Consider the following 11,943-nt stretch of genomic DNA (forward strand, 5'->3'; position numbering starts at 1 on the left):
CGGCTGATGTAGACGCCGCTTTTACTGGGGGGCATCAGCTCGGCGTCGATCGCCTCCACGTAGTCGGGATAGTCGTAGGTGTCCTCTTCCGTCTCGCATTGATCGGTGACGCATCGGTCGGCCATGTAGTTTTCGAACTCTTTTCTCAGATCTGCCATCTTTCATACTCCCAAATTGTTCAATATCTCTTCATATTTATCGCAGTCGATCTCGGCGCCCAGCCACTTGTGGGCCACGCTGATCGCCTGGGCCGTCATCCACTGGAAATTTCCCAGTTTCCGGCATCCCAGCTCATCGGCCAGGGTATCGAAAGCGCTGCGGCCCCGCACGAAATCGACAAGGGTCAGGTGGGGGTTGCTCCCCCGGGGGTCGATCAGCCGTTTGTCGGCATGCGCATAGAGGTCGGCGGCGTTGATGACAAGGTCGTAGCGCTCCGCCTCTACCGACATGCCGGGCCGGAACCAGGCGATGTCGGTATCGACGCCCGCCATGGAGGCTTTCGCCGCCTCCAGCGCCTCCGCGGCGCTTTCGACACTCTCGCCCGCCACCTCCACGAAAGAGGCCTCCAGGACGCCAAAGAGCGGCAGAAGCGCACGGGCGACGGGGCCCGAACCGAGGATCAGTATCCTCTTTCCCGCCACGGCGATCCCTTCGCACGCCAGCATACGCTCGAAGCTTTCGGGGTAGAAACAGACCCCGGCCAGTTTCCCCTCTTCGGCCACCGCACCGTCGCACAGGCCGCTTCGCCGCGTACAGCCGTCGGCCACATCCAGCAGAGGCACCACCTCCTCCTGATACTCCGGCTCGTAGAGCGCCATCGTCACTTTGGAGTCCGGCATCCCTTTGACCATGTAGGCGAAATCTTCGGGCTTGATGTTGAGCCCGATGGCGTAGTCGTTCAGCCCCAGGGTCTTGAAGGCTCCGTTCAGCGTCTTCAAAAAGGGCGAAGTCTGGGCGTTTGCGCCGTAAAGCGCGATCATCCGGCTCTCTTTGGCCAGAATTCCCTCATCGATCATGTTGCTCCTTTTGGGTGGGGAAACGGGAAGGGGGAAACGGGAAGCGGAAATCGGGAAACGGGAAACGGGAAACGGAAAATGGTGAATGGAGGGATCATTTTTCCTTCTTCCCCTCTCCGTTCACCGTTCCCTGTTCACCGTTCACTATATCCTGTTCACCGTTCACCCTCTCCTGTTCTCGAAAAACGACGACACCGTCGTCCTTTTCCTCCAGTCCCCACAGTTCCAGCGCTTCGGCTTCTTCCACGGCGCATCTGGGGCACACCTTCTCGCCGCGGACGGAGCTGAAGGATACGCCGCACTCGCTGCACTTGAGTACTTTGAACTGCGCCAGCAGGCGCTGGGTCGGCTCGAAAAACTCTTTCAGCTCGAACACCGGCTGCAGGCGTATCGCGTCGGGCTCGCAGGTGTCGTGACAGGCGCGGCACTTGATGCAGAGCATCGTGTCGAAAAGAATTTTGCTGTTTCGGCTGTCCGAACTGAGCGCCCCGGTCGGGCAGATCCTATAGCACATCTGGCACGCCGTACAGCTTCCCATGTCGATATATTTCTGCGAGACGAAAGAGATATCCTCTTCGGCGATCGTATGGTACGCCGCGGGTTTTGGCAGGCGCTTCAGGGCCGTGAAGAAGATTTTCCTCTTGTCGGGAATCTCCTTCTGCCGGATCTTCGCCACGGCCGCCAGGTCGACGGTATGCTCCCTCACCTCGTCGCTGACCGCCTCCAGCGCCTCGTCGAAGGAGCGTTTGGTTTGCAGAGCCCCTTTGAGAGAGAGACGCTCCAGGAATGCGCGGCGGTCCTCCGTCTCCTCTTCCCGCCCCTCCTCTTCGTAGGCGATGTCGCGAATCTGTATCTCCTTGCCGCTTTCGCACGCGTCGAGGATGTAGTTGGCCTCCACGACGTGCTTCAAAATGGCCGTATAGAGCGGTTCGTTCCAGGGGCAGTCGCGGCAGTGCCCCACATCCAGCACCACCGGCTCCTCCTTGACGAACGCCATCGAAAGCAGATGCTCGACGCTCAGGGCCATGATGCACGGGACGTTCTTCCGGCACGACACCAGTCTCTCCTCCCCTTCGGCGAAATCGAAGAAAAAGGCCGTCGCGTCGAAGTTTTCCAGCGTCAGCGCCTCCGAAGGGCAGACCCCCAGGCATCCGCCGCAGTCGACGCAGGCCGACGGGGTGAAGGCGGGCAGCCCGTTGTCGGCGATCTTCATCGTCTCCACGGGGCAGATCGTCACGCATGCGTCGCAGGTCGAAAATGTCGTGACGCTTCTGACGCATCGGGCCGGATCGAACTTCAGCGTGCTCATGCGGTGTAGCGGCACCCTTCGGAGGTGATCAGGTCGTTCAGATATTCATAGTCGCTGAGCATGAACTCCAGCGTCAGCGACGCCGCGTCGTAGTAGAAGGGCGTCCCGGCTTCGGCCTTGATGTTCTGCAGAAACATCGGCGCCCACTGCAGCAGATGGTCCCGCAGAAAGTCACGCTCGATCCGGGCGATCTGGCACGCCGCGTCGTAATCTTCGTTCTCCAGCGCCTTGTACTCGCTGGAGGCCAGCATGTACATGAACTCCAGCTCGATGCCGATGTGATCGGGGCTCACCGACCGCGCTTTGTCCAGCTGGACCCGAAAATCGTACGCGTTGTAGATCTGCACGACGGGATTGGCCCCGCCGGTTTCGAGCATCTGGTCGTCCCGCATGTAGAAGGATTCGTAGGGTATCAGATGGAGCACGAAGAGATTGGTGAAATCGACGTCGAGAAACCGCTCGATCAGATCCTTTTTCGAAAGCTCCCGGGGTTTCTCCCACTGCTGGTAGTTGGGGAAAAAGGAGAGAATCATCTCGTCGCTTTCGAACTTTCGCAAAAAATCCTCGTCCACCTCTTTCATCATGATACGCGAAATCAGCGCGTAGAGGTTGATCCGGGCCAGCTGTTTGGTCAGAATGTCGTTCAAAGGAAACCCTTTATTTTTTTAGTGAAAAGTGAAAAACGAAAAGTGAAAAGTGTCGGATGGTCGCTTCGCTCCCTTCCATTCGGGACATTATACAAAATTGTCGCGAGACGATCCCCCTCGGCTCTTCCCCATTCACTCTTCACTGTTCACCGTTTACCGAAGAGCGCGGGGCCGGACCCCGGCGCTCGATCAAAGCTCTTTGACCTTGAATTCGTACGCCTTTTTGCTCAGAGGCACGGCGGGACGCGGCATCCAGAAAGGACGTCGCTCGCTGTCTTCGGGCGTCAGGGGGCGGGTCAGTTTGTCTCGCCACGCCTTGTAGGTCTTCATGTTGTTCTCGTAGTTGACCCAGATATCGCCGATCTGGTCCTCTTTTCCGGCCTTTTCGAGGATCACTTTCTGGTTCCAGGCATGGTTGCCCGCGATCGGGTCCGGATGCACCGGGGCCACGGCGTTCTGCCAGGAGCCGCTGAGGCCGTCCCACCAGATGTTGTCGAGGTCTTTGTTGAACTCCTTGAACTGCCACGATTTGGGGCGGTTCTTGATGGCGTCGATCCCCTGCTTGGGTTTGAGGGTTCCGACCTTGCCGTCCATCGTCATCTCGTACAGCGGCGCCCCGACGCCCATGACGCCCAGGGCGTGCTCGAAACCGGGGATCTCGACGGCGTTTTTGAGTTTCCAGCGGCCGGCGTGGTGGCTGTTGGCCAGGACGCCGGGCATCGTCGCCTCGGTCGGCACCGCCATCGCGACGAAGTAGCCGCTCTCCAGGCCCGAAACGGTGTCGACGATGCGCACCTTCACGGCGTCGCCCCGCTTGATCCCCAGCCGTTTGGCGTCGCTCGTGTGGATCCAGACCGGGTTGTGGTTCTGGCTGATCTCCATCAGGTGCTTGGAGTTGACCGAGCGGGTATGGATATTGTAGGGCAGCCGGAAGACCGTGTTGAGGGCGAATTCGTTGTCCGCACCCATGTAGCGGTGGTGCACCTGGCTGACCACGTGGATCATCTTGTCGTACTCACGCGGGTTGCGCGGGTAGATCGGCAGGGCGTATTCGGGCCACTTCCAGTCGATGAGCCATTCGCAGAAGAGGTCGAGTTTCTTGTCGGGGGTGTGGAAACCCTCGCAGAGCTTGCCGTCGACCTCGACGCCGATGGAGCGTCTGCGCCCCTCGTGGTCGGTGATCCAAAGAACGCCGAAGCGGTCTTTTTCCACCTCGTCCACGTGGTATTTGTGGCCGTGGGCGTGGTAGTAGGTGCCGTCGAACTCCAGTTCGTTCTCCTGCGGTTTGTAGACATCGGTCTTCTCGGTGAAGGCGCCGCGGTCCCGCATGAATTCGTAGCAGGGGTATTCGCTGTGGGGGTAGGCCTTCTCCGCCGCCTTTTTGAGGTTGGGCAGGAGGCTGAATCCGGCGTTGTAGTACTCCTTCATCGTCACCGGTTTGCCAGGATTTTTCCTAGACTCCCAGTACTTGCGCACACCCAGGCTGCCGTCGGGATCGACGTGCAGGCACAGAAGCTCCGCCCAGAACTCGTTCTCTTCCCAGATCTCGCCCAGACCCGCCTTGACATGCGCTTCCAGGGTACCGCGGTGCTCGACTTTGGGCTTCCAGCCCATCTTCTCGAGCGCCACGCGAAGTACGGGCTGTCGGAAGGCCGTCCACTGCTCGGGCTTGGAGGGTTCGGACTGCTGGTCGTGGCGCTCGCCCGCCAGGCCGGTGGGCAGGACATAGTCGCAGTACCAGTTGGTCTCGCTCCAGGTCGGAGAGAGGTTGAAGCTCATCTCCACCTTGCTCTCGTCCTTGAGGGCTTCGATCCAGCGGAAGCCGTCGGGATTGATCCAGACCGGGTTGTACATCCTGGGAATCCAGACCGCCAGTTTGGTCGGGACGTTGAGCCCCTTGGCGCGCCAGCTGTTCTGCCACTCCTCGTCCATCAGCAGGTGGGGGAGGATGAAGCTCATCTCGTAGGTGCTCAGCGGATACTCCGGCGGCCACGCCAGCTCGTTCCAGACGTCGACCTTGGGCGCTTTTTTGCCGGCGACGGTGGCCGCGTCGCCCTTGCCGCCGATGGAGATCTTGTGCCAGTGGTGCCAGCTGACCCCGCCGATGTCGCCGCGCATCGCGCCGCGAAGGGCCAGGGGCAGGAACGCCGAACGGGTGATCATCCAACCGCCGCGGTGGGCGATGGCGCCGGAACGCCAGATATAGGTGGCGATCTTCGGACCGGCGTCGATGAACATCTCGAAGAGTTTGTCGAGCTTGTACTCCTGGCCCTCGAGCTTGCACTCCCTGACGACGAACTCTTTGGTGTAGGGGGCGTAGAGCTCCTTCATCACCTCGACGAAGCTCTCGTAGCTCTCGTCCTCGGGCATTCTGGAGATGTAGCCCTTTTTGACCATGAATTTCAGATAATCCCGGTTGGCCATCAGGCGGTCCCAGTTGATCCAGCTTTTGACGAATTCGTGATCCATCAGGTCGTCGCCGTTTCTGTCCTTTTCGTGGAGAATGCGGTTGGCCAGATAGAGGTAGAGCGCCGTTTCGGTGCCCGGCCAGACCGGCAGCCACAGATCGGCCATACCGGCGGAGTTACTAAGCCGGGGATCGAGGACGACCATCTTGGCACCCCGTTTTCTCGCGTCGGCGATCAGGCCGGCGCTCTGCTGGAAGTAGTGGCCCGCGTCCGCCGCGTGGGAGGACTGGAGGAAAATGAGTTTGGCGTTGGCCCAGTCGGGGGAGTTGCGGTCGTCGTTGGCCCACTGGATCGACCCCTGGCGCGCGCCGGCGGAGCAGATGTTGGTGTGGGAGTCGTAGCCGTCCAGACCCATCGTGTGGGGGACCCGGTGGCCGAAGCCGTTCTCGTTGGGGCGGCCCACATGGTACATGATGAGCTTTTTGCTCATCTCGTCGCCCGCTTTGAGGGTGTCGTGCATCTTTTTGCCGATCTCCTCGAGCGCCTGGTCCCAGGTGATACGCACCCACTTGCCTTCGCCACGCCTGGAGCCGGGGGCCCGCTTGATCGGGAAGGGGATGCGGTCGGGATCGTACATCTGCGATTCGGCGGCGTACCCTTTGGCGCAGTTGCGGCCGCGGCTGGCGCTGTGGAGCGGGTTGCCCATATATTTTCTGACTGTCAGCGTCTTCTTGTCGACCCAGGCCGTCAGACCGCAGCCCGCTTCACAGTTGGAGCAGACACAGGGCACGATCGTGTAGTCGTGCACCTCGATCCCGTCGGGGTTGTCGTCGCTGCGGACACCCTTGCGGGCGATTCCGCCCCGTTTCCAGTCGTCGCCGTCGAGCTCGGTGAAGCTGTCCCACTCCTCCAGCGGCGGGTAGAACTCCAGAGAGTCGGGGGTGTTGGTGAAGCGCCCCGTCTCCTCTTTGGACGCTTCCGCCACCGTTTCGAAGACGCCGGTCGCCAGAGTGGCGCCCGCCACCGTAAAAGCCGCGCCTTTTAAAAATGTTCTTCTTTGTTCGTTGATCATATTCATCTCCTACTTAACTCAGGTTCAACAATTGCGGAATGACCAGCCACACATGCTTGGCTATCCACAGGCCCGCCAGCGCCAGCACGCTGGCCAGCGCCAGCATGCTTCCGGAGCGGTTTTTCAGGCCGACGATGACCAGCAGGACCGGGATGATGTACCCCATCGACTGCCCGACCCAGAACATCGTATGGTAGGCGCCGCCCTCCTTGACGAAGGCGATCGTCGCCGCCACCTCTTCGGCTTTCATGGCGCCGAAGTAGTACTCGCCCATGTAGACGATGAAGCTCAGCGTCGCGCTCACGCCCAGGACGATCGCCAGGTCGCGTTTGACGTTTTCGTCACCGATGCCCAGGATCAGATAGGTCGCCGATCCGCCGATGAAGGCGGCCAGTGCCATCTGAAGGAGTTCGGTGGGTGTCTGCCACAGTTCTCTGGCCGCCGCCTCGCCCATGATCGTCGCCGTATAGAGCGTCACGGGAATGGCGAAGACGAACGCCGCCCACATCAGTTTGTTGTACTGCTCGTCGCTGATCTTGTTCATGATCTTTCCGGCCGCCATCAGGAAAATGATGCCGGTGAAGATCGTCGCCAGCCATGCGCCTACGGTAATGGCGGATGTCCAGTGGGGATAGAAGAAGATATGCCACATTCTGAAAGGCTGATGCAGATCCAGCAGCGTGAAGAGCAGAAAGATGTTCAGAAAGATGAAAGAGACCACCGGCATCACGGTCTTGACGCTCGCCACCCGGTCGCCGTACTTCTTCAGCAGATAGACACCGACCAGCACGACGCCTGTACCGATACTCTTGGCCCACATATTGAGCGTGATCATCCAGCCCCAGACGATACCGGGGAGCGCGACGTCGAGGGTTACCACCGCGTCCGTCGCGGCCGTTGCGTGCTCTACCATTTCAGTGCCCTCCTATATGTTTGAGATGCGTGATGTTGTTGAAGAGGTTGTACCCCTCTTCGCGCCTGCTTGCCAGCGGATTGAGGTTGACTTCGCCGCCGCTGACGTAAAAATGCTTCGGATGGGTGTTTTTCTCGGGCTTGCGCACCTTGACGTTGCCCTGATGCTGCATGATGTATCGGCTGATGTTGCTGGCCGGATCGTCCAGGTCGCCGAAGATGTTGGCCTCCACCGGACAGGCCACGACGCACGCCGGCATCAGACCGCCCGCGACACGGTGGGCGCAGTAGGTACACTTGTCGGCCGTGTTGGTCTCGGGATCGATGTAGATGGCGCCGTAAGGACAGGCCATCACACAGCCCGCACACCCGATACAGCGCTCTCTGTCGACGTTGACGATGCCGTTGTCGAGATAGTGCAGCGCGCTCACCGGACAGATACGCTCGCAGGGCGCGTTTTCGCAGTGGTTGCAGCGCAGCGGCGTGAAAGTCCGCTTCGTTTCGGGGAAAGTCCCCACATCGACATATTTGACCCGAAGCCGCCACATGCTGATCGGGACTTCGTTTTCCACTTTACATGAGACCTCGCACCCTTTACACCCCATGCAAAGCGCCAGATCTACCAAAAAGCCAAGCTTCATAGATTCCTCCTGATTTGGAACTGCAAGGCACCGCTTTTCGTCCAGCTTATGGATCCCATAAGCTGTGAAAAACCTGTTCAAATGCCTATATTGCTACACTTCCAGTCTATGGGTAGTTGTTTTAATCGAAGCTGAAAAGAGGAAAAACAAAAGAAAAAAAAGTAATAATCCAACAGAAGATGTACTATTACCTTTTTTTATTCAGTAAGGCTTGGGTGACAATTCACTTATTTTGATGATAATATCGGAGCCAAATCGAAACAGATGATCGTACCCCGTCCCTCTTCCGACTCGATCGTCAAAGCAGTTCCATGCATTTTCAGAATATAGGTGACGATAGCGAGCCCCAGACCCATGGAGTTGTCCCAGCTGTTTCTGTCGATTCGGTAGTATTTTTTGGTGATCTTTTCGATCTCCTTTACGGGGATCCCCTGCCCCCTGTCCGTGACGCAGAAGCTCTTTTCGTCGAGTCGGACGAGGACATCCTCTTCGGAGTATTTGAGGGCGTTGTCCATCAGGTTCACCACGACCATCTCCATCATCGTCCTGTCGGCACGGATCGGCACGTAAGAGAGTTCCAGCACGATACGGCGCTCCTGATACTTCTGCATCAGGGCGTTGGCGGCGTCCCGGGCCACTTTCGAGAGATCGAATTCACTCACCTGCGGTTCGATCTCGCTGTTTTCCAGCCGGGTAACGAAACTGAGCCGATCGATCATCGCGGTGATCCTCTCGGCGTTTTCTCCGATACGCTCCAGAAATTTCCGGCGAATCGATTGGGGCAGATCGTCGTCCTCGAGCAGCGTTTCGGTGTATCCCATGATCGCCGCCACGGGGTTTTTGAACTCGTGGCCGATGGCGGAGATGATGTCGCTGCGCTGCTTGCCGATAAGCCGCAGTTTGGCTGTATATTTGCGCCGTTTCTTTTCGGTCTTCTCCAGACGGCGGGCGAGCTTTTTGAGAAGCTTCCCGATGGTGCGGAATTCTGCGCTGAAGCCCGGAGCGAATCCGGCCCCGTACTTCCGGTCGGCCAGCTTCTGAAGATAGGCCGTGATCTTCTCCAGCTCGTCGTCGATGCGCCGCCGCACCATCCAGCTGATGAGAAATCCCGCGAAGAGTGCCGCCAGAAAGATCAGCGCCATACGCAGCCAGAGGGTTTTGAAGTCGCGCATCACCGTATCCAGAGAGACCGAAAGGCGAAGAATCGCCGGTTTGCCGTTCCATCGGATGACCTTCGCCGCGTAGATCCGGTCGTTTTTGACGGTATGGGAGTAGCGTACCGCCATTCCGAACCCTTCGCGACGCGCCTGCATCACTTCGGGACGGTTGGCGTGATTGTCCATCTCTCTCGGGTCCGCTTCGTTGTCGAAAAGCGGCTTTCCGTCCGGAGCGATCAGCGTCACCCGCAGGGGACGGCCCATGATCTCGCTCATCTCCCTCGCCGCGAGGTCGAGGGATTTGCCCTCGTCGAGTCTGGACCGCACATAGGCGATTTCGCTCTTGAGCTGGTTGGTGTACTGTTTGATCTCGATCTGCCTGACGGAGTAGTAGATCACCAGCGACGCCACCGCCAGGACCCCGCCCAGCAGCAGAATGAAGTTGACGAAAAAGATCTGGGAAAGTTTGAAATAGCGTTTGACGGCACCCATTTCAGTCTACCCGGTACCCCACACCCCGGACCGACTTGATGTAGTCCTTGCTCTTGTCGGGGTCGATCTTCTCCTTGAGGCGGTTGACGGCGACATTGACCGTCTTCACCTGATACTCTCCCGCACCTCCCCAGACACGCTCGAGAAGCTGCTCCCTGGAGAGGACGACGTTTCTGTTTTTGACCAGCTCCAGCAGCAGGTCGTACTCCAGCTTGGTCAGGTCGATTTTCCGATCTTCCACGAAAACCTCATGGCTCCTGGGACGTATCGTGATATCCCGGTAGCGTACGATATCGCTCTCTTCGGGTTTGCTACGCCGCAGTATGGCCCGCACCCGATGCATCAGCTCCCTGAAGTTGAAAGGTTTGGTCACATAGTCGTCTCCGCCGCGCAGAAACCCCTCTTCGATCTCGTGGTCGGCCGCCTTGGCCGTCAGGAAAATGACGGGAACATCGATGCCCCGCTCACGCAGCCTCGATACGAATTCGCTCCCCTCCACTCCCGGAAGATTGCGGTCGACGATCATGAGGTCGGGCATCTCTTCCTCCAGCAGTTTCTCCACGGCCTGCGTAGAAACGGAAGCGAAAACCTCATAACCCTCTTTCACCAGATGGTACTCCAACAGATCCAGAAGATCCCGTTCATCCTCGATGACGACGATCAATGCCATTTGAAATTTCCCGATTTCCTGCCGATCCCGAAAAAAACGGCATCACCCTCACCCCCACAGACAGACCCGATCTTTAGGACCGACACGGGCATAGTCGTATCCGATTTTTCTGGATCTTCGGACATCTCTTTTTTAAAACCGGAATTTTTCCGACGACTCGAAAGCATAAAAATCCTTTTTCTCCAAAGCGAAAAAAAACAACAATTCGGTAACAGCGATTATAACACTTTGAATCCGCACTCAAAAAGGAAAACATCATCGGATATATTCTCTGTAACCGTTCTGTATCCAACCTTTTTTAGAATTTCATGATTGAAAGTCAAAACCACATGATCGAAAGAGTATCGGGGTTTCCACTTATAGTCGGTTAAAGAACCATAAGATAAAATTTCCTAACGAAAAGGATGGATCCACATGAAAAAAGCACTTCTCTCTCTCGCTACCATCACCGCCCTGGCCGGTTCGCTTTCCGCCGCGTCCGTTACACTCTATCAGGACCCCGACACCGGCGCGATCTACACCAAACCGGGTGAAGGACGTATCAAACTGGGTGAATTCGTCAGCAAGGACGAACTTGATAAAACCATCAAGAAAGATGTCAAAAGCGAGCTGGGTGTCAAGGTAAAATCCGGCGTGCCCACTCTGAAATTCAGCGGTACCCACTATATCGGCTACACTTTCACCGACGACCGAACCGAGGCCGACGCCGATACGAGCAGATTCGAAACGAGAAGAAACTATTTTCAGGTCAAAGCCTACTGGAACGACACCGACTACCTCCGCACCACCCTCGACACCTTTCAGGATGCCGACGGCAGCTGGCTAGTACGCCTGAAATACGCCTACATCTACCTCGATCTCGCCGACTACATCCCGTATACCGGCGTTGAGTTCGGGCAGGCGCACCGCCCCTGGATCGACTGGGAAGAGCACCACGGATGGCTCTACCGCTCCGTCGCCAAAACCTTTATCGAAGAGAGCGAAGGAGGCGCGCACCTGACCGACTCGGCCGATCTTGGCGTCAACTTCAAAACCAAAACCGACTACTTCAGCTCGGAACTTGGCGTCTACAACGGATCTGGCTACCACCACAAGCACGACGGCGACAGCCTCTCTTATGAATGGCGCCTGACTGCCAACATCCTCGGAACGGGCAGAAAGCATGTTCACGCGACCGAAGACGAGTACCTCGACCTCTCCTTTACCGGCCAGATCAACAACCAGAAGGGGTACGACTGGTACGGTATCCACGCGGTCTACAACCGGCCCATGTTCCTGCTCGCCGGTATGTATATCAACTACGAAAACTACGCCGACGATGAAAACCATGACGGCTGGAGCATCAACGGGGAGTTCCGCCCGGTAAACAAATGGGCTGTCTTCGCCCGTTACGACAACTTCGAGTATAATGCCAACGACCTCACCCGCAACGGCCTCATCGCCGGAGCCGCCTACACCTACAACAAGAATGTCAAGTTCATCGTCAATATCTTCGATATCGACGACGACAACAAGGACGACGGCGGCAACAACATAGAACGCACCAAATATATGTTCACGACCGAAGTCCACTGGTAAAACCTACGGCGCCCCGCGCGCCGTGGCCTTTTCCACAACTC

The 11,943-nt window shown here is 57.8% G+C and carries 9 protein-coding genes; 1 reads left to right on the forward strand and 8 read right to left on the reverse strand.

Annotated features, from left to right (window positions below; translation table 11 throughout):
* Positions 1 to 161: 161 nt before the first annotated feature.
* The 8 genes from Q1K23_RS04810 to Q1K23_RS04845 all read right to left on the reverse strand — a co-directional run bounded on the left by Q1K23_RS04810 (position 162) and on the right by Q1K23_RS04845 (position 10,324).
* Complete coding sequence (locus Q1K23_RS04810; RefSeq protein WP_300362892.1) at positions 162 to 1,016, reverse strand: hypothetical protein; 855 nt, start codon at positions 1,014 to 1,016, stop codon at positions 162 to 164.
* A 94-nt stretch (positions 1,017 to 1,110) separates the two neighbouring features.
* A complete protein-coding gene (locus tag Q1K23_RS04815) occupies positions 1,111 to 2,325 on the reverse strand; it encodes a 4Fe-4S binding protein (protein WP_300362893.1) in 1,215 nt (404 codons plus the stop codon).
* Positions 2,322 to 2,972, reverse strand: a complete 651-nt coding sequence (locus tag Q1K23_RS04820; RefSeq protein ID WP_300362894.1) for a molecular chaperone TorD family protein — start codon at positions 2,970 to 2,972, stop codon at positions 2,322 to 2,324. Before Q1K23_RS04820 ends, Q1K23_RS04815 begins: the two co-directional genes overlap by 4 nt.
* Positions 2,973 to 3,161: 189 nt before the next feature.
* Positions 3,162 to 6,452, reverse strand: coding sequence for a molybdopterin-dependent oxidoreductase (locus tag Q1K23_RS04825; protein ID WP_300362895.1), 3,291 nt, complete (start codon positions 6,450 to 6,452; stop codon positions 3,162 to 3,164).
* Between the two features lie 13 nt (positions 6,453 to 6,465).
* Positions 6,466 to 7,365, reverse strand: coding sequence for an NrfD/PsrC family molybdoenzyme membrane anchor subunit (nrfD, locus tag Q1K23_RS04830; RefSeq protein WP_300362896.1), 900 nt, complete (start codon positions 7,363 to 7,365; stop codon positions 6,466 to 6,468).
* Position 7,366: 1 nt separating this feature from the next.
* Positions 7,367 to 8,005 (reverse strand): 4Fe-4S dicluster domain-containing protein, encoded by a 639-nt coding sequence (locus Q1K23_RS04835; protein WP_300362897.1) that lies wholly within the window; start codon positions 8,003 to 8,005, stop codon positions 7,367 to 7,369.
* A 227-nt stretch (positions 8,006 to 8,232) separates the two neighbouring features.
* Positions 8,233 to 9,654, reverse strand: a complete 1,422-nt coding sequence (locus tag Q1K23_RS04840; protein ID WP_300362899.1) for an ATP-binding protein — start codon at positions 9,652 to 9,654, stop codon at positions 8,233 to 8,235.
* A 1-nt stretch (position 9,655) separates the two neighbouring features.
* Complete coding sequence (locus Q1K23_RS04845; RefSeq protein WP_300362900.1) at positions 9,656 to 10,324, reverse strand: response regulator transcription factor; 669 nt, start codon at positions 10,322 to 10,324, stop codon at positions 9,656 to 9,658.
* A 414-nt stretch (positions 10,325 to 10,738) separates the two neighbouring features.
* On the opposite strand from Q1K23_RS04845, the gene Q1K23_RS04850 reads away from it, so the two are divergent.
* Positions 10,739 to 11,902, forward strand: a complete 1,164-nt coding sequence (locus Q1K23_RS04850; RefSeq protein WP_300362902.1) for a hypothetical protein — start codon at positions 10,739 to 10,741, stop codon at positions 11,900 to 11,902.
* Positions 11,903 to 11,943 lie beyond the last annotated feature (41 nt).

Source organism: Hydrogenimonas sp. (assembly GCF_029933015.1).
Classification (GTDB): Bacteria; Campylobacterota; Campylobacteria; order Campylobacterales; family Hydrogenimonadaceae; genus Hydrogenimonas.

Bases quoted from the DNA above. Each gene is read 5' to 3' on its own strand.
- Q1K23_RS04810 (WP_300362892.1), bottom strand. From the start codon at position 1,016: ATGATCGATGAGGGAATTCTGGCCAAAGAGAGCCGGATGATCGCGCTT.
- Q1K23_RS04815 (WP_300362893.1), bottom strand. From the start codon at position 2,325: ATGAGCACGCTGAAGTTCGATCCGGCCCGATGCGTCAGAAGCGTCACG.
- Q1K23_RS04825 (WP_300362895.1), bottom strand. From the start codon at position 6,452: ATGATCAACGAACAAAGAAGAACATTTTTAAAAGGCGCGGCTTTTACG.
- nrfD (WP_300362896.1), bottom strand. From the start codon at position 7,365: ATGGTAGAGCACGCAACGGCCGCGACGGACGCGGTGGTAACCCTCGAC.
- Q1K23_RS04835 (WP_300362897.1), bottom strand. From the start codon at position 8,005: ATGAAGCTTGGCTTTTTGGTAGATCTGGCGCTTTGCATGGGGTGTAAA.
- Q1K23_RS04840 (WP_300362899.1), bottom strand. From the start codon at position 9,654: ATGGGTGCCGTCAAACGCTATTTCAAACTTTCCCAGATCTTTTTCGTC.
- Q1K23_RS04845 (WP_300362900.1), bottom strand. From the start codon at position 10,324: ATGGCATTGATCGTCGTCATCGAGGATGAACGGGATCTTCTGGATCTG.
- Q1K23_RS04850 (WP_300362902.1), top strand. From the start codon at position 10,739: ATGAAAAAAGCACTTCTCTCTCTCGCTACCATCACCGCCCTGGCCGGT.